Raw genomic sequence first — 23,484 nt, 5'->3', positions numbered from 1 at the left:
GGTGCCTGCAGATCAGCGCAGCAGGTACAGCGGCAGGGCGACTGCCGCGCCGAGCAGGCCGGCGATGAACAAGGCGGTGGCGGCGACGGCGACGACCGGGATGAGGAAGCGGCCGCGCACATGCGGACGGGGTGTGCCCAGCTCGGTGCCGATGTTGGAGGCGATGACGAGGTAGCTCATCGAGACCGGCAGCCGCAGCAGGGCCGCGGCGACGAAGAGGAAGCCGGCGGAGACGGCGTCGGCGACAGTGGCCTTGACCGGCTCACTCATGGTGACCATGCGGACACTGACGGTGCGCACCATCCGCCAGCCGCTGAGGAAGGTGCCCAGCCCGAGGGCGACGGCGATGAGGATGCGAACCGGCCAGGCGATGCCGAGCACATCGTGGCTGATGCCGACCGGGTCGGTGTGGGCGAGGATCGCGATCATCATGACGACGCCGACCTTCTGCGCGTCCTGCATGCCGTGGGCCAAGCCGAGAAAGGCCGAGAGCACGTTGTTGGCGAACCGGCTGTGGCGGAACAACGGCTTGGGCGCGTGGCTGGCCAGTACGCGGGTGGTGGCGCTGCTGACGGCGTAGGCGATGACGAGCGCGACGACCGGGAGCAGGAAAGCCGGGGCGATGAGCGTCCAGAACACCAGACCGGCATCGGTGGCGATGCCGAATACGAGGGCTGCGCCGATGATCCCGCCGAACAGACAGTGAGTCGAGGACACCGGCACTGCGACCAGGTAGGTGGTGATGTTCCAGACCAGGGCGGCGAAGATCCCGGCCGCAAGAACTAGCAGGACGGTGTTCTCCACCGGCGGGAACTCGACGAGGGCCACGGCAACGCTTTCAGCCACGCCCTGACCGAGCAGCGCCCCGATGAAATTGAAAACCGCTGCGATGATGAGTGCCAGGTGCGGATGGACGGACCTGGAGGCCACGGCATTGCCGACGGACAGGCCAGCGTCGTGGAAGCCGTTGACGAAGGCGTAGCCGATGGTGAGGACGATGACGACGGTGAACAGCACGTCGGAGGAGACGACATCCACGTCCGGCCTAGGATTCCTTGAGGGCGATGGCGGCAGCGATGCGGCCGACGTCCTTGAAGGATGCCGAGGCCTGGGTGAAGGCGGACGCCAGCTGCATCGAGGCTGCGGTGTAGGTCAGGCCCCGGCGCGACAGCGGCACGGCGTCGGCGATCGATTGACTCAAGGAAATGGCGCGCAGGTGCAGACGATCCATCGTCTCGACGTAATCCCACTGGTCATAGTGGCCCTGCAGCCGGCGAGTCATGCGCAGCGTCTGGTCTGACTGGTGCGACAGCACTGCCAGCATCTCCGGCACGCCGGCCGGCAGCTCGTCGAAGACCTGGGAGGTCATGGCGAAGCTGACGGACTCCAGTTGGTAGCAGACCTCGCGCAGGCGATCGGCGAGGGCGAAGATGTCTCCGCGGTCGAGCGGGGTGATGTAGTTCTCGCGCAGCTGCCGGGTGATCACCCCACGTGCGGCGTCGGCCTGGTCGGTCAGCTCCTGCATGCGGGCACCGGCCTGCCGGCGGGCGTCTGCTGGGATGCCGGAGAGTTCGGCGAGAACGAGATTGCAGCCCTGGATGAGCTCGGCGAGCTCGGTGCAGCGGGCGAAGAGCTGGGTGTCCTGCGGTGTCCGTCTCAGGCGCACGCCGTCCTCCGGTGTCTGTCTCAGCGGGATCGTAGGGTGAGGGCCGGCAGCAGGACGCGGGAGGACCGGTTGGTGCCGAAGTGTGGCGGTGCCGGACCGAGAGCGCCTCTCGGCGAGTGGCCGCTCGAAGCGGCTGATGTTGGAGCCCGGGGCTTCAGCGATCCGGCACCGTGCGCCCAGGATACAAGCTCGACCTGAATTGCCCAACCGGGGCAGATCCCGGCACGGACCCCGGTGCGACACGAGACCGGCTGGAGGCTGGCCGTCTGCTGTGCAGAAGGCCGCCGGCAGAGCCCCTGGTGAGAGGATCGCAGGCGTTCTCTGCAATACTCGGCGCTCTCGATGTGGCGCTCAACGTCGATCAGTCGAGGCGGCCTTGGGTGTAGGCCCGCGCGGCGGCGGCGAGGTCGTCTGCGAGGCGTTCGAAATCCCCCGCGCCCGAGGCGTCGGCTGGGTTTTCGAACCGGCGTCCCCGGGCGGTGACGGTGATGAAGGCTGCGGCCCGGGCCAGTGCGATGGCGTAGTCGCCGCGGAAAGCGCCGGCGAGGATCTCATCGGCGGCCCGGGCAACCTCGTCTGGACCCGGCGGGGAGGCGATGCCGGCGATCACCTCGGGTGCGGTGCGGCCGTCCCGGCCGGACGAGAACCAGTCCGCGGCCTGGCGCGGCGAACGGCGGATCCACTCGCGGATGGCGTACAGGCGCCACAGGGAACCGGGCAGGCTCACCGCCGGGGCGCTGGCCCACACCTCGGCGATGGCTTCCAGACCGAACTCCTCGGCCAGGTGGACGAAACGGGCGGTGGCGACGTCGTCGCGGTCAGGATCGGTGCTGGAGTCGCGGTGCGGGGAGATGAGCAGGGCAGCCGTCGAGTGCGCGAGCTCGGTGCGCGCGGCAGGGTCGGGGGCGGTGTCGAGCGGATCCATGTCCGGCATCGGCAGGGGCTTGTGAAAACGAGGCTGTGACACGCCGCCCAGTCTACGCGGGCTGGCAAGGCGCCCTGCCGGGAATCCTACATCTGTCTCTCAGCCAACGGCGCTACCGTATGGCTATGACCAACAGTGCGAAGGTCCAGACGGGTCTCAAGACTGCTACGAAGTTCGCGTTCACGAAGGACGGCGAGCTTAAGCCGCATGCGGAGGGCACAGTGCGCAGGCTGCTGGCCGTGCAGCGCCCTGCGGTGCTGGCGTACCTGCGAAAGCTGCGGCGGAAGAACCCCGAGGCCTCGCCTGCGGAGATCGCCGACATCGTCCGCAAGCACTACCTATGGGCAGCCACCGGTGGAGGTGCTGCAGTCGGCGCAACTGCCGTGGTGCCCGGGCTCGGGACGCTGGCTGCTGCTGGTGTCGCGGCTGTGGAGACGGCCGGGTTCTTAGAGGCCTCAGCACTGTACGCGCAGGCGATCACCGAACTGCACGGGCTGCCGGTGCGCGATCCGCAGCGGGCGAACGCGCTGGTGATGGGTCTGATGCTCGGCAACGCAGGCAAGGACCTGGTGAAGAAGTTCTCCGCCCAGGCTGCCGGTGAGGGTCCGGTACTGACCTCGCATTGGGGCCCGATGGTCGCCAAGCAGATCCCGGCACAGATGATGGACACGCTGACCAAGCGGATGCGCAAGACGATGCTGCGCAAGTACGCTGCGCGCACCGGCGGGTCGATGGTCGGCCGCCTCATGCCTTTCGGCATCGGTGCGGTGATCGGCGGTGTGGTCAACCATCAGATGGCGCGCACCGTCGTCCGGCATTCGCGCAGCGCTTTCGACCCGTACCCCGGCGCATTCCCCCACGACCTCGACCCGAAGATCAGCACTCCGAAGGCCGACGCCGACCTCATGGGCGGGCTCAAGCACCTCATCCGGCTGCTGCAGCTGCGCAAATCCAAGGGTCAGGTGATCCCCGGTGAGGTCATCGACCCGGTGAGTGCTGACAGCCAGATCCTCGTCCACGAGGGTGCGGGGGACTTCGACCCCGAGGCGCCGCGTACCTATCAGACCGGCAGCAGTGAGGCTGACGGCAGAGGCAGCCGGTGGTGGGGACGCAAGACGGGCCAGCCTGCAGACGCTTCCGAACCCAGGAAGCGCGGGATCGGCCCGTGGAGCGTTGATTGGCGGCTGTGAAGCCGCAGCTCAGTCTGTCGAGTTGGGCACCGTGGGATCAGCGGTCTACAATCAGTCTGCGGGCCTCTAGCTCAGTTGGTAGAGCAACGGACTTTTAATCCGTGGGTCGTGGGTTCGATCCCCACGGGGCCCACCATTTGCAGGTCAGAGTGCATTTACGGGTCAATTACCGGCCGGTCAATACCCGGCAATTGACAGTTATTTGACACGTTCCCAGGGAGTCGACGGAAAAGCTGAGCGTTCTCACCCACTCGATCTGCCTCGATTTTTAACGCATCGGGGCGGATTTTTTATGCCCTCAGCCGCCGAATCACGCCCACTGCTGCGCATTCTCCTGGCCTCGAACTGAGGCTGTAGCGCACTGCCCGGCATAGAAGCTCTCGAAGGGCCCCGCGCAGAATTGCCGCAGACGGTCAGTTCGTCGCCAACCGAAAGGCGGAGCCAGAGCCCGCTCTCAACTGACAAACCTACCTCTCCCCGAGACACTGGCCGACGCGCTTCTGTCCGAAGACACCGCGCTGCAACCGGCCCACCCTGCCGCCGAACACCGGCAACGCGCTTGAGTCTTTTCAGGCGCCCTACTGCGGCGGGATCGGGACAAAGGAATCTCCTCGGGTTAGCGCGAATACTGCAGAATTGCGCTGCAAGGAAACCTGATCGCAGGAAGATGCTACTTCCGCCACCGCCACACAAACCCTGGTCGACTAGTAAAACAAGCTTGGGCAAACACTCTCTCCGTTATTCAGTCTACGACTGCAGCCCCGGTACCTCGGCGACCTCACTGCCAAGCATCGGATTGATGACGTTGGCGTCGGAGATGGCGTGGTTGATGTCCACGAGCAGCTTGTGCTTCTTGAGGTCGTGGATCTCGACGATCGAAAAGGCATCTGCTAGCTCCGACTCGATCACAAAGACACCGGATTTTGGACCATTGTCGATCCTGACAGCACTGATCGAGCGTGACTGCATCGTCAGATTGCGCACGGTCTCTTCGTCAAATCCGTAGCGCTTGCACTGATCGGCTGCCCACGCATCCTTATCAGCAGGAAGGTTGCGCACCTTGGCAACTCCATCTTTGCTCTTCCAAGCGTGGCCGATGAGTCCTTGGTCAATGGGAAAAGACCGTCTGCCGACCCGGCGGAACTTCTCATTCCTAGCCCACCGGCCCAGCAGCACGAACTGCCCCTGCTGCTCGACATAGACCGAGATACGGGCCGTCATCAAAACAGCCTCGTTCCCTTCTACGATATCGATGAGCGCGCGTTTAGCCAGGTAGCCGAGCATGGTTGCCTGGGAGTTGCGCAGGCGAGTGCACTCATCATCGAGATTCTGGTGTTCTCTGCGTAATTGGTTATAGCTGGGCTTGACGAACAGAGCGAATACCCCGGCCATACCAGCTGAAACCACCCCGGCGATCGCTGAAAGCATCCAGATCCAGTCTGGAGCCTCCAGCGCCTGCAAAACGGTACTGACGATGAGCAGGACCGATGCGAAATGGGCGCATGCCGTTGCTCCGTGACCGGTGAACCAGCGCGAAAGACGACCGATAGTGCGCTCGAAGGCGTTTATCTCCTCAGGCGCAGAAGGGGTGGTCACGGCAGTTCGGAGAGCCGGTCAGGCGTATGAGAATTCGGCGACGCCGCTGGAAACGTGGGCGTCGTATCTGCTGCCAGGAGAAACCGACACTTCCTCCTCTTCGTCCAGCAGTTCGATACCCGCACGTTCAAGGAGCAGAGTGACGATCTCGTCGATATAGGGTTCTGCATCACGCTGTCGCTGACTAGGGATCACAATCGTCAGGTCGAATCGCACTCCGTGCTGGAACGGGTTGGGCAGGATCTCACACTCACGCAGCGAGCTCCGCATGTCCTTCGGCAGGTCATTCAGAGCGCGGGTGATGGCTGTAGAGAGGCTGCTGGGATTCTGAGCTTCAGGCATTGTGAAGTCGAGTCGTGCATGTACGATGTCAGCCACGGTTGCTCTCCCTTCCTCGTGTGCTTGCTTCATCTTAGCTTTACAGGCTGACAACACAGCGTACGGTGACCCACTTCGCATCCGCAGCGTGTCGGTTGAAGGTCCTTCGCCCACACTGAACCTGCGAGCCGGCTATGGCCCGTCCAGCGTAGCCGGCTCGTTACGGCCGTCACTCTTCTCTCGAGTCCGTGGATCATAACCAAAAACTCTCCTCAGCCCACTTCAGGCCGATCTTCTCGTTCCTGGCTTTGACCTGTGTCTCGTCTGGCTGACGTTCATCGCCGCGGCCTTCGTCGCTTCCCGTTCCAGTCACATCGCAGTCGATGTCTTCGACCGGTTGCTCTCGCCGCAAGCAGGTCGAACGCTGCGGCGCATCGTCGACGTCGTCGTCGCATCTGTCTCAGCCTTCCTTGTCTATGCGGGCATCACTCTGCTGGCGATCACCTGGCACCTGCGCATGCCGGCAACAGACTTGCCGACACCCGTCCTATACGGCGCAGCCACCCTTGGCTGTGCATTCATTGCACTCCACGCCCTCGTGTGGGCCGCCATCGCCCCTGATGAGCCCACCGCAGATATCCCGGAAGGACTGTGGTGACTCTCGTTCTCATGTTCAGCGCACTCGTCGTGCTGCTGGCGCTGCGTATCCCTGTTGCCTTTGCACTCCTCATCCCCACGCTGGTCTACATCATCATCGACCCGACGGCTGTGGCGGCTCTGAGCATTCAGCAGATGTCAGCCGGAGTCTTCGATTTCGCGATCCTCGCCGTTCCGATGTTCATTCTGCTCGGTAACCTCGCTAACGTCTCGGGAGCAACTGAACGGCTCTACGATGCGGCGACTGCCACGATCGGACATGTGCGCGGGTCACTGGGCTACGTCAATATCCTCACGAGTTTCGGCTTCTCCTGGATGTCCGGTGCAGCCATTTCTGATGCTGCAGCGATGGGGGCGGATCCAAGTCCCTGCGATGGTTGCCCGCGGATACTCCCGCCGATTCGCGCTCGGCATCACCGGCGCTTCATCGCTCATCGCTCCGATGATCCCCCCATCGATTCCCGCGATCATCTATGCAGTGACCGCTAGTGTGTCAGTTGGGGCGTTGTTCGTCGCCGGAATCATTCCGGCAATCATCCTCGTCGCCACGCTGACGATTATGGTCTTCGCGCTCACATTCGCCACAGCAATTTGCGTGCCGACCGAGTAGCATGGGGACCGCGCCTGCGATCCATCGCACGGGCGGTGCCTCCGGCTGGTGCCGCCGTCATCATTCTCGGCGGGATCCTCTCCGGGATCACCACCCCGACCGAGGCAAGCGCGCTCGGAGTCGCCTATGTGGCGATGCTCGCACTGGTCTATCGCAATCTCTCGTGGACGAGCGTGTCAACGACGGCTGAATTTTGACCCCTTAGCGACGGCTGAATTTTGACCCCCTGTTGTTGTGGTTGTGTTGGTTTCAGTCGTTTTCCGTTAGTAGTTCGCGGCGTGTTTTGGCGCGGTAGGAATCGCCGTCAAGGGGTAGGACTTCGGCGTGGTGGACGAGTCGGTCGATCATGGCTGATGCGACGATGTCATCGCTGAAGATCTCGCCCCACCGGCTGAAGGACAGGTTCGAGGTGATCAGGATCGATCCTTGTTCGTAGCGTGCTGCGACGAGCTGGAAGAACAGGTTCGCGGTCTGGGCGTCGAAGGGCAGGTAGCCGAGCTCATCGATGATGAGCAGCCGGAAGCGGCGTAAGCGTTTGAGTTCTCGTTCGAGTCCGCCTGCGGTGTTATGCGCTGCGGCCAGGCGGTTGGCCCAGCCGGTGGCCGTATCGAAGGCGACTGGGTAGCCGGCGTGGCAGGCTTTGATGCCCAAGCCGATGCCCAGGTGGGTCTTCCCGACTCCTGGCGGGCCGAGCAAGATGACGTTCTCGGCTTTGGCGATGAAGCCACAGGATGCCAGGTGTGCCAGGACATCGCGGCGCAGTCCGGGCTGGTAGTCGGTGTTGAAGTCCTCAAGAGTCTTCACCGCCGGGAAGTGCGCGCCCGCGATCCGTAGCGCGGTGCCGTTGGCTTCCCGGTCGGTGACTTGACGATCTAACACCGCGGCGAGGTACTCCTCGTGTGACCATCCCTGCGCGCGTGCTGTCTCGGCTAGCTCGGCGTAGACCTTCCCGATCGTCGGGGTCTTTAGCGCTTTGACCAGATGTCCCAGGGTCGATTCGATTCGTGTCTGGCTCATGCGACGGCCCCCTTATCAGCGCGCGAACCGGTCGTGAGCCCGAAGACACTGTCATAGACGCTAAGAGATCGTGTCGGGACCTCGACGCCGCGCGGCTCGGCTGCTGGCCGCAGGGGCCTGGTCGAGTACTGGGCGCGTAGCTGCTGGGCTATCTCGACATGCTCGCTATCGGTGATCACCTGGTGACGGTCCCAGCAGCGGAGGTGATCGGCCACCAGGCCCCCTTCGCACCGGACCTGGACTCGTGTGGGCGTGGCAGCGACATCAACAAGGCGTCCGATACAGCGCGGGTCAACGGAATAGTCGTTGCCGTCCAAGCGGACATAGTAATCCCGTGGCAGTCGCACCCGCGCCCGTAACCCGGTCACCGGAGCCTGCGGGGGCAGCCGTGTCATCGCAGCCAGATCCGCAGGAAGCTTCTCAACCGGTGCCGCGCCTAAGGACCGGATCGTGCGAGTATTCGCCTTCGAAGTGATCCACTCGCTCATCTGAGAGTTGAAATCTTCCGGGGACCGAAACTTCCGACCCGGCAGGAACGAGGTCTCAAGGTACTGGTTATTGCGCTCAGTCATGCCCTTGAACTCCGGATCCCGCGCCGGTGCGATCACCATCCGTGTAGCTAAAGTGCCAGCGAAGGCTGCCACCGGATCCAACGGTTTGCCCTTCGGAGCGATCGCTGCTTCCCGATCCCAGATCAGTGTCTTGGGCACCGCCCCGACCGCCGCGATCAGCTGCCACACCCCAGCCAGCAGATCCCCGGACTGCCGCGATGGCAGCATCACCGCAGTCAGGAACCGTGAGAACGTCAACGTCATCACCAGCACCGGGAACACCAGCACATTACCCATGCCCGTCGGAATCCTAGGTTCAGGGAACCACAGATCCATCTGAGCCACCTGACCGGGCTCATGCACCAGCCGATCAGCAGGATCGACCCCGACATACTCGGGGCGGATCACCCGCAACCGATCCTTCAGCACCGTCAACGAATGCGTGAACCCGACCCGTTCAGCGATCACCGTCGCCGGCATCTTGGGATAATCCCGCAGCAGCTTGCGGATCTCAGGCTCATACGCATCGACCACAGACCCGGTCTTCGCCCTCCTGTACCGCGGAGGCTCTGCCGAAGCCAACGCCGAACGCACCGTGTTCCGCGCCAATCCCAACCGGCGCGCGATCTCCTTGATCGGAACACCCTCAGCAGTGTGCAACCGGCGTATCTCAGCCCAATTCTCCATCGAAATCATGCCTCCTAGCATGTGCGACAGGGGTCAATTTTCACCCGTCGCCTAGGGGTCAGTATTCACGCGTCGTTGACAGAGCGTTAAGCGGGTCCTGACCTCGACTGCAGAGACGACGGGTGCGGTGCTGTTCATCGTCGCCGCTGCTGCGTTGTTCGGATGGGTGCTCACTCGTGAGCAGGCGCCTCAGGTGGCCGCTGAGTTCATCATCGGGCTCACGGATCGGCCCATCGTCTTCCTGCTTCTGGTCAATGTGCTGTTGCTCATCGTCGGGGCGATGCTCGAGCCCACTGCCGCGATCCTCATCCTCGTGCCGGTACTCGCTCCCGTGGCTGAGCTGTACGGGCTCTCCCTCGTCCATTTCGGTGTGATGCTCGTATTCAACCTTATGATCGGCCTGCTCACACCTCCGGTGGGACTTGTTCTCTTCGTCATGTCCTCAGTGGCAAAGGCACCCTTTACCGAGGTGATACGCGAAACCGCGCCGTTTTACCTGCCGATGCTCGCAACGTTGCTTCTCATCGCAGTGGTGCCGGCTCTGAGCCTCTGGTTGCCCGGACTGTTCGGCTATTGATTGAGCAGTCTCCGGTCAGGATGCGGCCGGATCTGCTTTCAGCAGACCGCGGCCCACCGCCTCACTCCAGAACGCCTGTGGAACTTCAGCTTCAAACAGTTTTACGTCTGCTTCCACCTGCTCGGCTGTCCGCATGCCCAACGCGATTCCAGTGATGGCCGGATCACGCAGCGAAAACTGCACGGCAGCAGCTGGAAGAGTCGTACCATAATCGGATGCCAGAGCAGCAAGTGCCTTCGCCCGCTCGATGATTTCGCGATCGGCTGGAGCGTAGTTGTAAGTAGCGTGCTGCTGCGGATCTGCGGTGGCAAGAATGCCGGAGTTGAATACGCCCACATTCATGACCCCTACGCCGTTCTGTTCGCAGCTGGGGATGAGGTCGAGGCGTCCACGCTGATCTAGCAGCGTGTATCGTCCGGCCATCATTACGATGTCGATATCCGTTTCGACTACGAACCGGGTGAGCATCTCTGCCTGGTTCATTCCTGCACCCCAGGCTCCGATCATGCCCTCACTTCGCATGCGTTCGAGTTCGGGAACAGCACCATTTAACGCTTCCGTCCAATAATCGTCAGGGTCGTGAATGTACACGATGTCGATGCAGTCGAGTCCGAGCCGCTCGAGCGACTCTTCGATTGATCGGCGCACTCCCCCCGGCGAGTAGTCGCGCACCCGGGTGAGGCATCCAGGAACATCGAAGCCCTCATCATCCTTTTCCGTCGGAGCTGAAGCCGGGCGGATAAGTCTGCCGACCTTAGTCGAGAGGAGGAACTCGTCACGCGGCTTGTCGGCAAGCACCACTCCCAGTCGGCGCTCCGACAGGCCGAGACCGTAATGCGGTGCGGTGTCAAAGTAGCGGATGCCGGCATCCCAGGCCGCGACCACTGCGCCGTGAGCATCCGCATCGGAGACACTCCGGTAAAGGTTTCCGACCGGGGCTCCGCCGAATCCCAGACGGGCGGTCTCGCGCAGTCGTGAAACGGTGGGGTTCTTGAGCTTCATGACGCTCTCCTTCAGTTCCTATCGCTTGCACTCCTGCAGCCATTCATCTTCCGGCTGCCCGTCATCCGGGCCACTCAGTCTCCGGTGGCCGCAACCGGACGATTCTCGAGGTAGAACCTGCGAGCCGTGTCCTCACAGATTGCTTTCACAGCACGTACGCTCGCGCTCTCGTTGCCAGTGTGGCACGGATTTGTCTGAGACCATTCGGTACGTATGACGTCGTCAATTGTCGCGTCCCAGTCAGCGAGCCGCAGTCCGCGGGGAAACGTCGAGACAGGATGGTCGCTTCCGACCATGACCCGCTCGGGGCCGAAGAACTCAAGCGCCACGCCGCCATAGGTACGCAGCGCATCTGCCAACTGTCTCGTAGATGGCGCTCCCTCCAGCTGACCTCCGAGGCCCGAGATTTTCACAACCGCGGCGGTGTCAGCTGCAAGCTGCTGCAAGCACCTGCTCCACGTTTCAAAGGCCTCTCGGACGGCTCCACCGTCATTGCCCCAGCGGGAAATAAGAGGCTTGCCGAGGTGGTCAAGGACGCAGCGGCTGGTGTCTGCACCTGCGATCTGAAGCTTTCTGAGACATCTGGCGAGTTCGACCAGTTGATCGGCGCGTACGCATAGATCCACTGTCAGTCCCAGATCGATCGATGCTGCGATACCGTCACGGTGAGCGGCGGTGTTGAGTCCACCCGCGGGGAGGCCCTCGAAGTTGTGCCTGACACCGACGACGATCGGCTCCTGCGCGTACGCTTTCAGCTGCGGTACGTAATCGGTGGAGTCAAAATCGATCGCGGCCACCATCCCGAGCACCTCAGGGTGCAGATCGGCAAGGGAGTGGATCCACGCCACTTCCGCTCCTGCCTGGTCAGCGCGCACGCCAGCTTCGACAATGATCGCTGGGCGCGGGCGTACGTCTGCAGATGGTTCCGTCTCATCGAGTACCGAGGTGTGGGGTAGGCGTTTGCCGTCCATCCACGGATAGGAGAAGCGATCTCTGTCGAAGAGATGCAGGTGCGCGTCGATCATTTCTGCACGCCGATGGTGAGAAGTAGATTCGCGTACTGTCGCTGCTCTCCCGTGGCAATGACCACCGCGACGTCCTTCCGCCGGGCTGCCTCGTAGAAGGCGAACCGCTCATAGCCGGTGAAAGCGACTCCGGGCAGTTGCTGCCTGTATCCCGCCACGATCTCAGCTTCAGAGCCCTGCGCTGTCAGCATGATGGCCGCTGCCTCGATGGGCACCGTCGCAAGGAGTGGCCCTAGTACGTCTGGGACGCTCAGCAGCCCGGGAGCGACATTGAGATGGATGAGCTCAGCGCTGGCTGGCGCTCCTGTACTGTGCGGGTAATTGCCATCGGCGAGCAGTATCTGGCTGCCGTGACCGCTGCGAGCGAGCGCCGCCAACAATTGAGGATGCAACAGTGGAGTTTTGAGCATGGCTGATCACCGGTTCCGCCAGTAGGCTTCGATCTCTTCCAGCGACTTGCCTGTTGTCTCCGGCACTCGCATGATCACGTAGAAGAACGCGATAGCGGACAGGATGGCGAAGATGAGGAAGATGACGGGTCCGATGGCTTCGAGGACCGGTGGGAAGGCAGCGGCGAATGAAGCGTTGAACGTGTACTGGAGGAACGTGATGACACCCATGCCGATCGCGCGAGTCTGCAATGGCAGTACCTCGGGCACAAGCAGCCAGAACACAGGACCAAGTCCGAGGCCGAAGGCGAACGTGTAGGCGAACACGGCCGCGATCGTCAGAATTCCGGCATCGGGAAACAGCCAAAGCACAACCATCGCCACGGCCTGCCCAGCCATCGACGTAGCCAGCAGCTTGACCCGGCCGAGTTTATCGATGATCGGCAGGGCGATGGCAGTCGAGAGAACCAGTGCGGAACCGACACCGTAATTAGCGATCGCGCCGGCGTTGTCGCCCATCGACTCGACGTTCTGGAAGATGATCGGCGCGTAGTACACAACAGCATTGATGCCTGTGAAGACCTGGAAGAACGTCAGGACGATGAGCATCCGCACTGGGCGGCGGGCGGTCGTGAAAAGACCCCGCATGCCGGCCTGCTGCTGGGCCAGCGACTGCCGGATGTCTGCGGCTTCGGCCTGGGCGAAGTCCTCGCCGCCGCGCAGAGAACGCAGAATGCCGAGTGCCTCGTCCTCGCGACCGCGCATGATGAGCCATCGTGGGCTGGCCGGAGCAATGATCATGCCGACGAGGAAGATCACAGCCGGGAAGGCGCCGATTCCGAGCATCCACTGCCACGAACCGGAGGCTTGGAGCACATCGCCGACGATATAGGCGGCGAGGATGCCGATGTTGACGGTCAGCTGGTAGAGACCGGTGAGCATGCCGCGGATGCGAGTCGGTGCGAGTTCGGAGAGATAAATGAGTCCGAACATGTTTGCAATGCCGACCGCAAGCCCGAGAACGAAGCGAGCGACCATGAGAAACTCGGCTGTCGGCGCGATGGCACAGGCGATAGATCCAACGACGAAGATGACAGCAGCGACAAGCAGGATGTGGCGCCGGTCGTACCGGCGGGCAGCCAAGGTAGCTCCGATAATGGCCGGCAGCGCACCCCACAGCAGCAGCGAGGTGATGATTCCCTGTTGAGTGGCGTCCAGGCCGAAATCTTCAGTCAGTGGTGGCAGCGCACCGGAGATCGCTCCGGAATCGTAGCCATAGAGCAGGCCTGAAAAGCCGGCCAGGATGGCGATGAAGATGACCTTCGGTGGGATCGGCTCTGTGGAATGGTCGCGGTTGAGGCGCGGCGTTACCTGGGTGGCGGAGTTCATCATTGAACCTTTCGGGTGTGGGGTCTGCGCGTGTGTGGGGCGCAATGGGACATGTCAGGACCGTGTCAGCTCACTGCAGCGGGCCGGTAGCGTCGGGCGCTGATACGGAGCGGGACCATTCGGGACCGTCGGGGAACTGAAACCTGCGCAGCGCCTCAGGCTTCATCCGAGCGCTGGCACCTGGGGCTCCGGTTGGCCAATAACGGCCATTGCGCACATCGACAGGGTCGAAGAAGTGCTCATGAAGGTGATCAACGAACTCGATGCAGCGACCGTCAAGCTCGCCTGAGACCGCAATTGAGTCAAACATTGAGAGGTGCTGGACGAGTTCGCATAAGCCGACTCCCCCGGCGTGCGGGCAGACCGGCACACCGGCATGTGCCGCCAGCAGCAGGTTTGCGATGTTCTCGTTGACTCCGGCCACTCGACTCGCGTCGATCTGCATGACCCGCAGGGCGTCGGCTCTGAGGAACTGCTTGAAGAGGATGCGATTCTGACAGTGCTCTCCGGTGGCCACCGGGACAGGCTCGATAGCAGCCTGAATGTCTGCGTGGGAGAGCACATCGTCAGGACTGGTCGGCTCTTCGACCCAGTGAAGATCGAACTGTGCGAGTTCGCCGATCCAGTCGATAGCCTCCGCAGTTTCCCATCGCTGGTTGGCGTCGACGGCGATGGGAAAGCCTGGCCCGCAGACCTCGCGCGCGATCGACAACCGGCGGATGTCATCAGCACGATCAGCTCCGACCTTAAGCTTGATCTGACCGAATCCTGCTTCCAGGGCTTCACGACAGAGACGTGTGAGCTTTTCGTCGGAGTAGCCGAGCCATCCAGGGGTCGTTGTATAAGCGGCGTAGCCGCACTCCCGTAGCCGTTCGATGCGCGCGTCCTTGCCTGACTCTGCTCGGCGCAGGATGGTACGGGCATCTTCCCGCGTCATAAAGTCGGTGAGATACCGGAAGTCAACGAGGGAGAGGATCTCCTCCGTGCTCATACGGGCCAGCAGCTCCCACAGGGGCAGTCCGGCCCGGGTGGCTTTGAGATCCCACAGCGCGTTGATGATCGCACCAATGGCCATATGGCTGACACCCTTTTCGGGTCCGAGCCAACGCAGCTGCGAATCGTGAACGAATTCGCGCCAGGTAGCGCCCATATCGGCAAGCAGAGGTTCGACTTCGCGTCCGATGAGTCGTTCGGCGATGACACGGATCGCATTGGCCTGGACGTCGTTGCCGCGGCCAATGGTGAAGACGAATCCGTGCCCGGTCTCTGCAGTGGCAGCCGGCATGCTTCCGTCGTCGGCACCAGCGACCGGGGCGTCAGTCTCGATCGTGAGGTACGCGGCTGAATAGTCTGGATCGGGATTCATTGCGTCCGACCCGTCGAGCGAAGCGGAGGTGGGGAAACGGACGTCGAGGACGTCGATTGCGGTGATGATGGACATGCCGTCTCTCTTGTTCGAAGATGGTTGCTGATGCCGGGCTCATTCAGGCTGGGCGCAGGCGCAGACCTTGCATGCCGCCGTCGACGGCAAGTGAACTGCCCGTCACCGCAGATGAAGCAGGTGATGCGAGGTAGACGATGGCCGAGGCTACTTCGTCTGCTGAGACGAGACGGCCTGACGGCTGGCGGGCGTTGAGCGCAGCGCGTTCGGCATCCGGGTCTTCTGCGGCATCGAGCAGTCGGCCGATCCAGGGAGTGTCGGCGGTGCCCGGGTTGACGCAGTTGACCCGGATTCCCTCGCGTACATGATCAGCAGCCATCGCGAGCGTCATTGAGTAAACCGCTCCTTTCGAAGCGGAGTACAGGACGCGGTCGGGAAGCCCAGCGGTGGCCGCGATGGAACACGTGTTGACCACGGAGGCGTGGGACGACTCCCGCAGGTGTGGCAGGGCGGCGCGGGTGACACGAACAATGCCCTGGACGTTGACGTCGAGAACAGTGCGCCATTCCTCATCGCTGTTAGCCTCGACGGTACCCTGTGCCCCGATTCCGGCATTGTTGACGACGATGTCGATTCCGCCGATGTCGGCTACAGCAGCGGAAACGGCGGCTGTAACAGTGGCGTCGTCGGCCACATTGACGGCATAGCCTCGGGCGCGCAGATCTGCCGGTTCGGGATTCAGGTCGAAGACGGCGACCGAGGCGCCACGATCGAGCAATGCGGTGGTCACCGCTGCGCCGATGCCTGAAGCTCCGCCAGTGACGATAGCTCTGAGACCGTGCAGGTCGTCGGGTGTGGTATTCATTGTTTCCTCTCAGGCGTTGGCGAATTCCTGGCGCTGGCGGCCAAGACCTTCGATTTCGACTTCGACGACGTCGCCGGCGGACAAGTACGGGAAACGTCCGGAGAGGGCAACGCCTTGGGGCGTCCCAGTGAGGATGACATCGCCGGGCGAGAGCTTCATGTACTGGCTGAGGTCACGGACGATGTCTTCGACGCTGAAGATCATGTCTGCGGTGGTGGAGTCCTGTCTCGGCTCGCCGTTGACCCACGATCGGATGCTGAGGTTGTGCGCATTGATGTCATCTGCTGTCACCATCCAGGGGCCCAATGGCGAGAACCCGGGAGCCACTTTGCCTTTCGACCATTGTCCGCCCGAGACTTCGAGCTGGAAATCACGTTCGGACAAGTCGTTGCACAGCACGTAGCCTGCAATGGCTTCGGCGGCTTCCTCGTTCGAGTCGAGGTAACTGACCTCTTTGCCGATGACGACACCGAGCTCAACTTCCCAGTCCGTCTTCTTCGAGCCCTTGGGAATATAGGCCATGTCGTTCGGTCCGGCGATGGTATTCGGGTGCTTGAAGAAGATGATCGGGCGCTTCGGAGGTTCCGACCCGGATTCCGCAGCATGAGCCGCATAATTCTGGCCAATGCAGATAAGAGCCTGCGGACGTGTCAGCGGGGCACCAATGCGCGCGTTCTCGTCGACTTCGACTGCTGGCAGCTCACCAGCCGCTATCGCGTCAGCGATCTGAGCAAGCCCGTCGCGCGCGAAGAAGTCCGCATCATAGGCAGTCGTCAGAGAGCTGACGTCGTAGGTCGTGCCGTCCATGCTGGCGACGGGGGTTTCAGACCCCGCTTCGCCGATCCGCCACAGCTTCATCCATCCTCCAGGTAGTAAGTGGTCCAGCTCACGCCGGTTAAAACTCACCTTAATATAGGATTTACGATTTTGCTATAGGCTTGACGGCATGGGTTCGCTACCACGGAGAAAGTCGATCCAACACGAGAAAACCTTGGGCTAAGTTTGCCGCCCTGCCCTAGCCGGCCGGCCGATCCGGCCTTCAGCCCTATGTCATCACAGGCACCATCACACTCCGCACTGGAATCGGAATCAGCCGGTCACCTGATGCGCGCAGGTGGCGGAGCAACGAAATCGTTCGGCGCTTCGCCGCGCAATGCCGGCAGATAGCGGTCGAGAGAACGCAGCAGATGAGTGCGCATCGCCTCCTCCGCCGCGCTGCCATCACAGTCGGCGATAGCTTGCGCAACGTCGCGATGTTCGGTGAGGGTGCTCACGCTGTCGATGTCGTGGCCGTAGAGCCGGAAGAGATTCGCCTGAGCATGAAGGCCAGCAAGTGACCTCGAGAGGAATTCGTTAGCCGTTGATGCGTGGATGAGAGTATGAAATTCCGTGTCGTGGGCGGCAAGATCGATGCGTGCGCAGACATCAGCGTGCTCACTCTCGAACTCGTCGACCAGCGTCAACAGCGCCGGTCCGGGATTTCCCGCGCGGTCAACCGCGACCACCCGGCAGGCCCATGGCTCGAGGAGCATTCGCACTTCGAAGATATGCTGAAGTTGCGCCTCCGTCAGCAGCTCCGTCGTGGCGTAGCCGCGGCCACGTTCACGGATGACGAGGTTCTCCCCTTCGAGCCGCTGAAGCGCTTCTCGAATCGGGGTTTGAGATACACCTAACTCGCGCGCGAGTGAATCGATATTGACCCGGCGGCCCGGCGGAATCTCATTGCGCACAATCTTGTGCCGGATGCGTTCGTGCACCGAAGCAGGCGTCCGCAGCGACTCCGCAGTCGACGTCATCATCTTCCTTCCTCACTCGGCAGAATCGATTCCACCTGTCCACCGTCGGTCGACGGGGAGACGGCCGAACGCTCAGCGACGGGTTGCCGCGCAGTCCCAACTCCTCTCTAGGAACCCTACCCGACACCAGCCGGGCCCGAGGTGCAGGATGCCTGGTCTCACGGTTGCACCCGGGCGCCTCCGCGTGTACCCCATCCCGTATTCTCGAATGGATGAGCGTCGGTCTGTCGATCACGTGCCACCGACGATGTACGACGCTCGCTTCTCCCGCCCTCGCGCAGCTCAGCCGCTGCCCTGCACAGAAGACTGATGCCCATGCCTGCACGCCGTCCCATGTCATCGGGATCCTTCCGTTCGACACCGAAGTCGTCCACGGGAACCAAGCGGCGAAGCCGCCGGTTCTGGATCGCTGTGGTGAGCGCATGCGCGATTGCTGTCATCGGCGCCTTCGCCGACTCCGGATCCGACGAGCCGCACGCCACCGTCGCGACGGAGGCCACTGCCGAGGCGACCACCGCCTCGGTCCCGGCAGCCCAGACTCCTAACCCGGCCGGCACCTCGGCGTCGCCGACCCCGTCAGAGACGCCGCTGCCGGAGGCGAAGACCGGCACCGCTCTGGCGATACTCGCCGAGCTGGAGGTCAAGGGCCGGGCACCGAAGACCGGTTATGACCGTGACTTCTTCGGTTGGCGAAACGACACCGACCGCAACGGCTGCGACACCCGCAATGATGTGCTGCGCCGCGATCTTCGCGGCATCACGCTGCGCCGTTCCGGGTGTGTTGTGCTCGGCGGGACGCTGGGCTCGAAGTTCTCCGGGGAGACATTCGACTGCATCCGCGGTGACGGCAACAACATCGACATCGATCACATCGTGTCGCTGTCGAACGCCTGGCAGACCGGCGCGCGGTCATTCGACGCCTCGACTGCGGTGGAGTTCGGCAATGATCCGCGGAATCTGCTCGCCGTCGAGTCTTGGCTCAATGCGCAGAAGGGCGACTCGGAAGCGGCGACCTGGCTGCCACCGCACAAGCCGTACCGCTGCGAGTACGTCGCCCGGCAGATCGCGGTCAAGCACAAGTACGAGCTCTGGGTCGTGCCGCCGGAGAAGGAGGCGATGATCCGCGTGCTGTCCTCATGCGACGATCAGCCGGCCTTCGCCTCGGCAGCCGAGTGGCCGAGTGCGCGCGGCGGCGACGTCGACGGATACGCAGAGGCGCCGGGGACGAAGGCGCTTTCCCAGCAGAGTTCGAGCGGTTCCGGTGGATCCGGCGGGTCAGGTGCCGGCAGCGGAAAGTCGAAGGGCTCAGGGTCGGGCAGCGGCAGGTCGTCTGGCAGCGGGTCCGGCAGCGGGTCCGGCCCGGGCTCAGGTCCCGGCGGTGCCTATAGGAACTGCACCGAAGCGCGTGATCGCGGCGGGGCGCCGGTGCACGTCGGGGAGCCGGGCTACGGCTCGCACCTGGACCGCGACGGTGACGGCATCGGCTGCGAGTGACGCGGCCTCACCGGCGCACGGCTGCTCCCCCGGCGAGCGCGCCGAGGCCCAGGCCGATGTCGAAGCAGATGTTCCACAGCGCGCTGGCGCGCTCGGTCTCCTGCGGGGTGTCAGCGCGGCTCATCATGATCGTCAGGGCCGCCGCCTGGGCAACACCGGCGGAGAGCCCGATGAGCACGAGCAGCGAGGCCCCCGGCGCCCAACTCCGACCTACGGTCGCAGCCGAACCCGGCGGCCAGCAGCAGTCCGAGCCAGCGGCAGCCCGCTGGCCCGAGTGCCATCGCAACCAGCGAAGGCCACCCCGGCGGACGCCCCGAGCCGGCCGGTAGCCTCGGCCGGGGCGGGTTCGGTCTATGGCGGCTCAGTGCCGTCACCGGCGGGAGCCGATGATGCTCAGCAGCCCGCCGATGATGGCGGCGTTCTTGGAGAACTGCAGCTGCTGGCCGGCACGCTTGTCCGGTTCGGTCTCGTTCCAGAAGTCATGCCCGGCGATCGTAGTCGGCACAAGGGAGGCCAGCAGCACAGCTGCTGAGGCCTTCGGCAGCACACCGAGGCCGAGTGCGGTTCCGGCAGCTGCCTGAACGATGCCGTTGAGGCGGACGACGAGTTCGTCGTTCTCGGGGATCGCTGGAACGTATTCGCGGAGAGTGCCGATAGTGGCGGCGGCCTTGTCGGGTCGGCCGGCAGGGTTCTTGGCGGCGTTGATGCCACCGGTAATGAAGATCGGGGCCAGGGCCAGACGGCCGCCTATGCGGACGAGAGTGGAGAGCATTCTTCCTCGATTCGCTCAGCTGTCGTTTCGTGGATGCAGACTGCGCTCTTCACTCTACGCCTTCGCACTGTCAGTGAGATGCGCGTGTGCCGTCGTGGCCGAACATCGACAGGGTCTCCGCCAGGCCGCCGGCGAGGCGGAGGGCATGGCGCTGACCTCCGTCCGCGACGGTGTGGGCGAACGTGCCGTCGGTGAAAACAGCAGCTGCATAGTCGCCGACTGCATACCCGAAGGTGTACTCGCCGCCGGAGATCCATGCGCACAGCAGGCCCCGACAGTCGGGCTCACGGGTCCGGACCGAACAGGGAGAGCACCGAGGGGCGGGCCCGGGCGCTGAAGGCGGCTTCGAACCGCTCGGCGGACAAGGCGGCATCACCGCTGGCGGTCGGATGCAACACCCCCGCAGCTGCAGTGAGCCGGTGAGCGCCAGCAGGCAGTCGCCGATGACTGGTGCTCCGTCTTCGGTCAACGAGAAGCCGCCTCCGTCGAGAGTGACGCCTGTGCCTTTCATAGGCTCTCCCGTCCGATGACCGCCGGTCGGCTCGATCGGACTCTGGAAGTTCGCGTGATCTGAGATACTCTGCTGTCATGACCGGCCGCGGAAGTCCCTGGGAGCAGTTCGCGCATGACCCGCGCCGCAATCCCGATCTGCGGGCTTCGACTGCCGACCGCTCGACGGTTTGCGACTTCCTCGCCGAGGCCTACGCGCATGGCCGCCTCGACCGCGAGGAGTTCGAGGAGCGCACCGATGCCGCCAACGCGGCCAAGACCCTCGGGCAGCTGCCGCCGCTGCTGTCCGATCTCGCCCCAGATGTCGGCCCGCAGAAGTCGGCGCTGGCCGAGCTCGATGAGGGCATTCCACTCACCCGCGAGGAGATCGACGCGGCAGCACTCGAGCACTACCGGTCGCAGCGGCGCAAGGCGCTCCTGGGGATCGTCGCAGGCCCGGTCGGCATCTGCGTGGCGATCTGGGCTTTCACCTCGATCGTCTCCGGAACGGTCATCTGGTTCTGGCCGCTGTTCGTCATCCTCGGCACCGGTCTGGGCTCTTTCGGCGTCCTCGCCCGTCGTGACGAGATCATCGACGCCAAACGCGTCAAGCTCACCGAGCAGGCCCGCCGGCAACTCGAAGGCGCCGGCCGGGCACCGCAGCCCGAGCTCCGGGAATCCGATCCTGACGAGGACGCGGACCCCGATCACCGCACCGGCTCAGACCGCTGAGCCAGCGCGGCGGGAACTGCGGATCAGTCCTCGGAGTCGGTAAGCCCGAGCCGGGTGAGGAACTGCTCGAAGGTGCCCGTACCCAGACCGGGGACTGCGGTATAGGCAGCCTCGAGCTCCTCACAGGAGTGGGCGGCCGCATCAGCTGCGGTCGATATGCGCGGGTCGAGGTTGGCGAACGTCATCGCGACGTCCATGAGCGCTTCGCTCTTGAGCCGGCCGGCCATCTGGTCCTCGCCCATCACCTCGCGCACGGGCGCCTCACCGAGGTTGATGAGCGCCTGCAGGTCATCGCCGACGTTCGGGTAGGTCTCGTGGAACGTCTCCAGCCGGTGCACGACATCTGTATCGGCATCCGATGCGCGGTCGGCAGGTGTCGTGGCGAAGACCGCTTCGAGCAGGGCGAAACCGATCCCCTCCCCTGAACTGCGGTCTGTGGTGCTGTGCTGCGATTCCGTGGCCATGGGACCCCCTGGGTCAGATGACGTCGCTGTCAGCACCATCGTAACCCGGCTCCTCCGCGCGGCCCAGGGTTTCGCAGAATCGCTGCGTGTGCAGGTTCTTCAGCTCCGCGTGCGCGGCGATGACGATGCGCGGCCGGCCTGCTGTCGTGGGGTGTAGTCGACGACAGCGGCATAATGGTGCTCAGCGTCCTTCGAGAGCGCCTCGGCCTTTTGGCCGTGCGGTCGGAGTTGAGGGCTGACACCCGCCTCTTGGAGTGCCGGGAGCTGCAGCGGGTGCGTCACCGGTCGTTGCGACCGATCCGGGGGCGAGCGTCGTGCCGTCTGGCTTGCCGGCGGGGCCGAAAGCGCATGGGACCTGGTATCCGCTCATCGGGGTCTTACCGTTGCCGGCGATGCCGTGCAGCAGGCCAGCGGAGGCCACGCCGGTGATAACGGTCCCAGGTGCGGGCGAAGTTCACCCCCGCAAGGCTGCGATGAGGTCGTCTTTGTTCATCTCCGAGCGGCCGGCGATATCGAGTTCGGCGGCGCGCTTGCGCAGCTGGTCGACGGTCCAGTCCTCGTAGGAGTCGGCATGCCCGCCGCGTTCGCCCACGTCAGAGCGGGAATCCTGCGCGGCGGCGTTGGCGATGCGCGCGGACTTCTCCTTGCTGTTGCCCTCACGGCGCAGCGCTTCATACATCTCGTCGTCTTTGACCGATGGTCCTGGAGTCTTGCGATCCGGTGCAGCCATGCCCTCAGTCTACGTCATGGGGCGACAGACAGCCGGGTCAGCGTCGATCAGGCGCAGGCGCGGGCCGGCTGGCCAGCGGCGGCAAACCGGCGGGCTTCGACCACATCAGTGGGAACGATGCGCTCGCCGATGCTGACATACGGCGGGATGATGGCAGCGGGGTCGGCAGCCGCAAGCTTGCGGCGCACGGTGAAGCGCAGGCACACGGCATCGAGCGTCAAGCCCTCGACGACCTTGTGGGCGATGTCGATGCCGGTGATATTGTCATCGGCCAGCCACTGCTGTCCGGTGGTCTCGATCCAGGTGCGAAGAGTCGAAATCGTTGCATCCATACTCCCGAGAGTGACAGATCGACATGGCCTGTCGGTGACGCTGACGTAAACAGGGACACGTGAGCCCAGGCGGTCGCAGCCCTCACATTCAGCTGCGAACCGGCTGCGGAGGGTGTGCGTTCGCCTCCGCCCGGGACCGCACACCGCAATACCGCACTTCACACCAGAGCACCGCACCTCATCGCACCCCGCACCGGACATTGCAGCACAGCAGCTGAGACATCAGTCAGTGTGGCAGCGCATCAGTGCGGCTTCAGCGGCTGCACCGTCGCCGTCTGCAAGCGCGGCCAGCAGCTCCCGGTGGGTGGCCAGCGTCGCCTGCCGCTGGGCGCGGTCGGCTCCGGCCCGGGCGCCGATGCGCTGCTGGACCGGATGGTCCCACACGCTGGTGAGCACTGAGCGCAGATAGGAGTTCGCGCACGCGTCGACGAGCTCGATGTGGAAGCGGCGGGAGAGTTCGAAGAACTCCGCCGGGTCGTCAAGGGCGAGTTCGGCCTGGTCGAGCCGGTGGGACAGCTCCAGCCGCGCCCGAGGTGTGAGCTGGCCGGTCAGCGAGCGCAGGGCGAGCGCCTCGAGGCTGAAGCGCACCTGCTGGACATCGGCGACGGTGGTGTCGTCCAGTGGGCAGACTTCGAAGCCGCGGCCGCTGCGCTGGCTCACCACCCCGGCGGCAGCCAGCTGCACGAGCGCCTCGCGGGCAGGGGTGCGCGAGACGCCGAAGCGCTCAGCGATGTGCTCCTGGCGCAGCACCGTGCCTGGGGCCAGCTCACCGCTGGCCACCGCGGCAGTGATTTTGCCTTTGACCTCAGCGGTCAGGTTGGCCATCGGTG

At 63.8% G+C, this 23,484-nt stretch carries 28 protein-coding genes, 1 tRNA gene and 1 pseudogene; 9 read left to right on the top strand and 21 right to left on the bottom strand.

Annotated features, from left to right (window positions below; genetic code table 11):
- Positions 1-12: 12 nt before the first annotated feature.
- The 3 genes from M3C25_RS04620 to M3C25_RS04610 all read right to left on the bottom strand — a co-directional run bounded on the left by M3C25_RS04620 (position 13) and on the right by M3C25_RS04610 (position 2,633).
- Positions 13-1,038, bottom strand: coding sequence for an inorganic phosphate transporter (locus tag M3C25_RS04620; RefSeq protein WP_259855198.1), 1,026 nt, complete (start codon positions 1,036-1,038; stop codon positions 13-15).
- Positions 1,039-1,045: 7 nt separating this feature from the next.
- Positions 1,046-1,666: a DUF47 domain-containing protein gene (locus tag M3C25_RS04615; protein WP_259855197.1), complete on the bottom strand. Its 621-nt coding sequence runs from the start codon at positions 1,664-1,666 to the stop codon at positions 1,046-1,048.
- Between the two features lie 361 nt (positions 1,667-2,027).
- Positions 2,028-2,633, bottom strand: a complete 606-nt coding sequence (locus M3C25_RS04610) for a hypothetical protein (protein WP_259855196.1) — start codon at positions 2,631-2,633, stop codon at positions 2,028-2,030.
- Positions 2,634-2,716: 83 nt separating this feature from the next.
- Here M3C25_RS04610 and M3C25_RS04605 point away from each other — a divergent pair, with 83 nt between their 5' ends.
- Both M3C25_RS04605 and M3C25_RS04600 read left to right on the top strand, forming a co-directional pair.
- Positions 2,717-3,781, top strand: coding sequence for a hypothetical protein (locus M3C25_RS04605; RefSeq protein ID WP_259855195.1), 1,065 nt, complete (start codon positions 2,717-2,719; stop codon positions 3,779-3,781).
- A 60-nt stretch (positions 3,782-3,841) separates the two neighbouring features.
- Positions 3,842-3,917: transfer RNA gene (locus M3C25_RS04600), tRNA-Lys, on the top strand.
- 611 nt (positions 3,918-4,528) lie between these two features.
- On the opposite strand, the gene M3C25_RS04595 is transcribed toward M3C25_RS04600, so the two are convergent.
- Both M3C25_RS04595 and M3C25_RS04590 read right to left on the bottom strand, forming a co-directional pair.
- Positions 4,529-5,377 (bottom strand): hypothetical protein, encoded by an 849-nt coding sequence (locus M3C25_RS04595; RefSeq protein ID WP_146004352.1) that lies wholly within the window; start codon positions 5,375-5,377, stop codon positions 4,529-4,531.
- An 18-nt stretch (positions 5,378-5,395) separates the two neighbouring features.
- Positions 5,396-5,755, bottom strand: coding sequence for a hypothetical protein (locus M3C25_RS04590; protein ID WP_102162043.1), 360 nt, complete (start codon positions 5,753-5,755; stop codon positions 5,396-5,398).
- A gap of 253 nt (positions 5,756-6,008) precedes the next feature.
- Between M3C25_RS04590 and M3C25_RS13145 the strand changes: the two genes are divergently transcribed.
- The 4 genes from M3C25_RS13145 to M3C25_RS04575 are packed head-to-tail and all read left to right on the top strand — an operon-like array spanning position 6,009 to position 7,159.
- Positions 6,009-6,353 carry a TRAP transporter small permease gene (locus tag M3C25_RS13145; RefSeq protein ID WP_102162044.1) on the top strand — a complete coding sequence of 115 codons (345 nt, stop codon included), beginning with the start codon at positions 6,009-6,011 and terminating at the stop codon, positions 6,351-6,353.
- A complete protein-coding gene (locus M3C25_RS04585; protein WP_257995107.1) occupies positions 6,350-6,841 on the top strand; it encodes a TRAP transporter large permease subunit in 492 nt (163 codons plus the stop codon). The genes M3C25_RS13145 and M3C25_RS04585 overlap by 4 nt, the downstream gene beginning before the upstream one ends.
- Positions 6,726-6,962 (top strand): TRAP transporter large permease subunit, encoded by a 237-nt coding sequence (locus M3C25_RS04580; protein ID WP_257995108.1) that lies wholly within the window; start codon positions 6,726-6,728, stop codon positions 6,960-6,962. The genes M3C25_RS04585 and M3C25_RS04580 overlap by 116 nt, the downstream gene beginning before the upstream one ends.
- On the top strand, positions 6,944-7,159 hold the full coding sequence (locus M3C25_RS04575; protein WP_259855194.1) for a TRAP transporter large permease subunit: 216 nt from the start codon (positions 6,944-6,946) through the stop codon (positions 7,157-7,159). Before M3C25_RS04580 ends, M3C25_RS04575 begins: the two co-directional genes overlap by 19 nt.
- A gap of 52 nt (positions 7,160-7,211) precedes the next feature.
- Here the strand turns inward: M3C25_RS04575 and istB are convergent, their stop codons facing one another.
- Together istB and istA are read right to left on the bottom strand one after the other, a co-directional pair.
- Complete coding sequence (istB, locus tag M3C25_RS04570) at positions 7,212-7,979, bottom strand: IS21-like element helper ATPase IstB (RefSeq protein WP_259855193.1); 768 nt, start codon at positions 7,977-7,979, stop codon at positions 7,212-7,214.
- Positions 7,976-9,226: an IS21 family transposase gene (gene istA, locus M3C25_RS04565; RefSeq protein WP_259855192.1), complete on the bottom strand. Its 1,251-nt coding sequence runs from the start codon at positions 9,224-9,226 to the stop codon at positions 7,976-7,978. The genes istB and istA overlap by 4 nt, the downstream gene beginning before the upstream one ends.
- Positions 9,227-9,311: 85 nt before the next feature.
- Between istA and M3C25_RS04560 the strand changes: the two are divergent.
- Positions 9,312-9,794, top strand: a pseudogene (locus M3C25_RS04560) (TRAP transporter large permease subunit); the annotation flags it as partial.
- Between the two features lie 15 nt (positions 9,795-9,809).
- On the opposite strand, the gene M3C25_RS04555 reads toward M3C25_RS04560, so the two are convergent.
- From M3C25_RS04555 to M3C25_RS04520, 8 genes are all read right to left on the bottom strand, one after another.
- Positions 9,810-10,796 (bottom strand): aldo/keto reductase, encoded by a 987-nt coding sequence (locus tag M3C25_RS04555; protein ID WP_259855191.1) that lies wholly within the window; start codon positions 10,794-10,796, stop codon positions 9,810-9,812.
- A 74-nt stretch (positions 10,797-10,870) separates the two neighbouring features.
- Positions 10,871-11,821: an amidohydrolase family protein gene (locus tag M3C25_RS04550; protein ID WP_259855190.1), complete on the bottom strand. Its 951-nt coding sequence runs from the start codon at positions 11,819-11,821 to the stop codon at positions 10,871-10,873.
- On the bottom strand, positions 11,818-12,231 hold the full coding sequence (locus M3C25_RS04545) for an RbsD/FucU family protein (RefSeq protein WP_102162047.1): 414 nt from the start codon (positions 12,229-12,231) through the stop codon (positions 11,818-11,820). Before M3C25_RS04545 ends, M3C25_RS04550 begins: the two co-directional genes overlap by 4 nt.
- Positions 12,232-12,237: 6 nt before the next feature.
- Complete coding sequence (locus M3C25_RS04540) at positions 12,238-13,599, bottom strand: sugar porter family MFS transporter (protein ID WP_102162048.1); 1,362 nt, start codon at positions 13,597-13,599, stop codon at positions 12,238-12,240.
- 70 nt (positions 13,600-13,669) lie between these two features.
- Entirely contained in the window at positions 13,670-15,040 is a 1,371-nt protein-coding gene (locus tag M3C25_RS04535) for an enolase C-terminal domain-like protein (RefSeq protein ID WP_102162049.1), read from the bottom strand.
- Positions 15,041-15,083: 43 nt separating this feature from the next.
- A complete protein-coding gene (locus M3C25_RS04530) occupies positions 15,084-15,845 on the bottom strand; it encodes an SDR family NAD(P)-dependent oxidoreductase (RefSeq protein ID WP_102162050.1) in 762 nt (253 codons plus the stop codon).
- Between the two features lie 9 nt (positions 15,846-15,854).
- Positions 15,855-16,703: a fumarylacetoacetate hydrolase family protein gene (locus tag M3C25_RS04525; RefSeq protein ID WP_102162051.1), complete on the bottom strand. Its 849-nt coding sequence runs from the start codon at positions 16,701-16,703 to the stop codon at positions 15,855-15,857.
- 239 nt (positions 16,704-16,942) lie between these two features.
- Positions 16,943-17,644, bottom strand: a complete 702-nt coding sequence (locus M3C25_RS04520; protein ID WP_259855189.1) for a GntR family transcriptional regulator — start codon at positions 17,642-17,644, stop codon at positions 16,943-16,945.
- 312 nt (positions 17,645-17,956) lie between these two features.
- On the opposite strand from M3C25_RS04520, the gene M3C25_RS04515 reads away from it, so the two are divergent.
- Positions 17,957-19,135 carry a GmrSD restriction endonuclease domain-containing protein gene (locus tag M3C25_RS04515; protein ID WP_259855188.1) on the top strand — a complete coding sequence of 393 codons (1,179 nt, stop codon included), beginning with the start codon at positions 17,957-17,959 and terminating at the stop codon, positions 19,133-19,135.
- 7 nt (positions 19,136-19,142) lie between these two features.
- On the opposite strand, the gene M3C25_RS04510 is transcribed toward M3C25_RS04515, so the two are convergent.
- Together M3C25_RS04510 and M3C25_RS04505 are read right to left on the bottom strand one after the other, a co-directional pair.
- Complete coding sequence (locus M3C25_RS04510; protein ID WP_259855187.1) at positions 19,143-19,313, bottom strand: hypothetical protein; 171 nt, start codon at positions 19,311-19,313, stop codon at positions 19,143-19,145.
- Between the two features lie 192 nt (positions 19,314-19,505).
- The gene (locus M3C25_RS04505; RefSeq protein ID WP_170274501.1) at positions 19,506-19,907 is read right to left on the bottom strand and encodes a DoxX family membrane protein; all 402 of its coding nucleotides are present in this window, start codon (positions 19,905-19,907) and stop codon (positions 19,506-19,508) included.
- A gap of 588 nt (positions 19,908-20,495) precedes the next feature.
- On the opposite strand from M3C25_RS04505, the gene M3C25_RS04500 reads away from it, so the two are divergent.
- Positions 20,496-21,128 (top strand): DUF1707 SHOCT-like domain-containing protein, encoded by a 633-nt coding sequence (locus M3C25_RS04500; RefSeq protein ID WP_259855186.1) that lies wholly within the window; start codon positions 20,496-20,498, stop codon positions 21,126-21,128.
- Positions 21,129-21,151: 23 nt separating this feature from the next.
- Here the strand turns inward: M3C25_RS04500 and M3C25_RS04495 are convergent, their stop codons facing one another.
- The 4 genes from M3C25_RS04495 to M3C25_RS04480 all read right to left on the bottom strand — a co-directional run bounded on the left by M3C25_RS04495 (position 21,152) and on the right by M3C25_RS04480 (position 23,479).
- Positions 21,152-21,592 (bottom strand): hypothetical protein, encoded by a 441-nt coding sequence (locus M3C25_RS04495; protein ID WP_259855185.1) that lies wholly within the window; start codon positions 21,590-21,592, stop codon positions 21,152-21,154.
- 454 nt (positions 21,593-22,046) lie between these two features.
- On the bottom strand, positions 22,047-22,322 hold the full coding sequence (locus M3C25_RS04490) for a DUF7218 family protein (RefSeq protein WP_259855184.1): 276 nt from the start codon (positions 22,320-22,322) through the stop codon (positions 22,047-22,049).
- A 47-nt stretch (positions 22,323-22,369) separates the two neighbouring features.
- Positions 22,370-22,654, bottom strand: coding sequence for a hypothetical protein (locus tag M3C25_RS04485; protein ID WP_259855183.1), 285 nt, complete (start codon positions 22,652-22,654; stop codon positions 22,370-22,372).
- Between the two features lie 222 nt (positions 22,655-22,876).
- Positions 22,877-23,479 (bottom strand): GntR family transcriptional regulator, encoded by a 603-nt coding sequence (locus tag M3C25_RS04480; protein ID WP_170274506.1) that lies wholly within the window; start codon positions 23,477-23,479, stop codon positions 22,877-22,879.
- Positions 23,480-23,484: the final 5 nt, after the last annotated feature.

It is taken from the genome of Brevibacterium luteolum (assembly GCF_025147615.1).
Classification (GTDB): Bacteria; Actinomycetota; Actinomycetes; order Actinomycetales; family Brevibacteriaceae; genus Brevibacterium; species Brevibacterium luteolum.
Note: the sequence above shows the minus strand (reverse complement) of the source record. Positions and strands in the feature narration are given on the sequence as shown.

What these genes read in the sequence shown, in the direction of transcription:
- M3C25_RS04605 (WP_259855195.1), top strand. Translation starts at nt 2,717, where the DNA reads ATGACCAACAGTGCGAAGGTCCAGACGGGTCTCAAGACTGCTACGAAG.
- M3C25_RS04580 (WP_257995108.1), top strand. Translation starts at nt 6,726, where the DNA reads ATGGTTGCCCGCGGATACTCCCGCCGATTCGCGCTCGGCATCACCGGC.
- istB (WP_259855193.1), bottom strand. Translation starts at nt 7,979, where the DNA reads ATGAGCCAGACACGAATCGAATCGACCCTGGGACATCTGGTCAAAGCG.
- istA (WP_259855192.1), bottom strand. Translation starts at nt 9,226, where the DNA reads ATGATTTCGATGGAGAATTGGGCTGAGATACGCCGGTTGCACACTGCT.
- M3C25_RS04555 (WP_259855191.1), bottom strand. Translation starts at nt 10,796, where the DNA reads ATGAAGCTCAAGAACCCCACCGTTTCACGACTGCGCGAGACCGCCCGT.
- M3C25_RS04550 (WP_259855190.1), bottom strand. Translation starts at nt 11,821, where the DNA reads ATGATCGACGCGCACCTGCATCTCTTCGACAGAGATCGCTTCTCCTAT.
- M3C25_RS04545 (WP_102162047.1), bottom strand. Translation starts at nt 12,231, where the DNA reads ATGCTCAAAACTCCACTGTTGCATCCTCAATTGTTGGCGGCGCTCGCT.
- M3C25_RS04540 (WP_102162048.1), bottom strand. Translation starts at nt 13,599, where the DNA reads ATGAACTCCGCCACCCAGGTAACGCCGCGCCTCAACCGCGACCATTCC.
- M3C25_RS04535 (WP_102162049.1), bottom strand. Translation starts at nt 15,040, where the DNA reads ATGTCCATCATCACCGCAATCGACGTCCTCGACGTCCGTTTCCCCACC.
- M3C25_RS04530 (WP_102162050.1), bottom strand. Translation starts at nt 15,845, where the DNA reads ATGAATACCACACCCGACGACCTGCACGGTCTCAGAGCTATCGTCACT.
- M3C25_RS04525 (WP_102162051.1), bottom strand. Translation starts at nt 16,703, where the DNA reads ATGAAGCTGTGGCGGATCGGCGAAGCGGGGTCTGAAACCCCCGTCGCC.
- M3C25_RS04520 (WP_259855189.1), bottom strand. Translation starts at nt 17,644, where the DNA reads ATGATGACGTCGACTGCGGAGTCGCTGCGGACGCCTGCTTCGGTGCAC.
- M3C25_RS04515 (WP_259855188.1), top strand. Translation starts at nt 17,957, where the DNA reads ATGCCTGCACGCCGTCCCATGTCATCGGGATCCTTCCGTTCGACACCG.
- M3C25_RS04505 (WP_170274501.1), bottom strand. Translation starts at nt 19,907, where the DNA reads ATGCTCTCCACTCTCGTCCGCATAGGCGGCCGTCTGGCCCTGGCCCCG.
- M3C25_RS04500 (WP_259855186.1), top strand. Translation starts at nt 20,496, where the DNA reads ATGACCGGCCGCGGAAGTCCCTGGGAGCAGTTCGCGCATGACCCGCGC.
- M3C25_RS04495 (WP_259855185.1), bottom strand. Translation starts at nt 21,592, where the DNA reads ATGGCCACGGAATCGCAGCACAGCACCACAGACCGCAGTTCAGGGGAG.
- M3C25_RS04490 (WP_259855184.1), bottom strand. Translation starts at nt 22,322, where the DNA reads ATGGCTGCACCGGATCGCAAGACTCCAGGACCATCGGTCAAAGACGAC.
- M3C25_RS04485 (WP_259855183.1), bottom strand. Translation starts at nt 22,654, where the DNA reads ATGGATGCAACGATTTCGACTCTTCGCACCTGGATCGAGACCACCGGA.
- M3C25_RS04480 (WP_170274506.1), bottom strand. Translation starts at nt 23,479, where the DNA reads ATGGCCAACCTGACCGCTGAGGTCAAAGGCAAAATCACTGCCGCGGTG.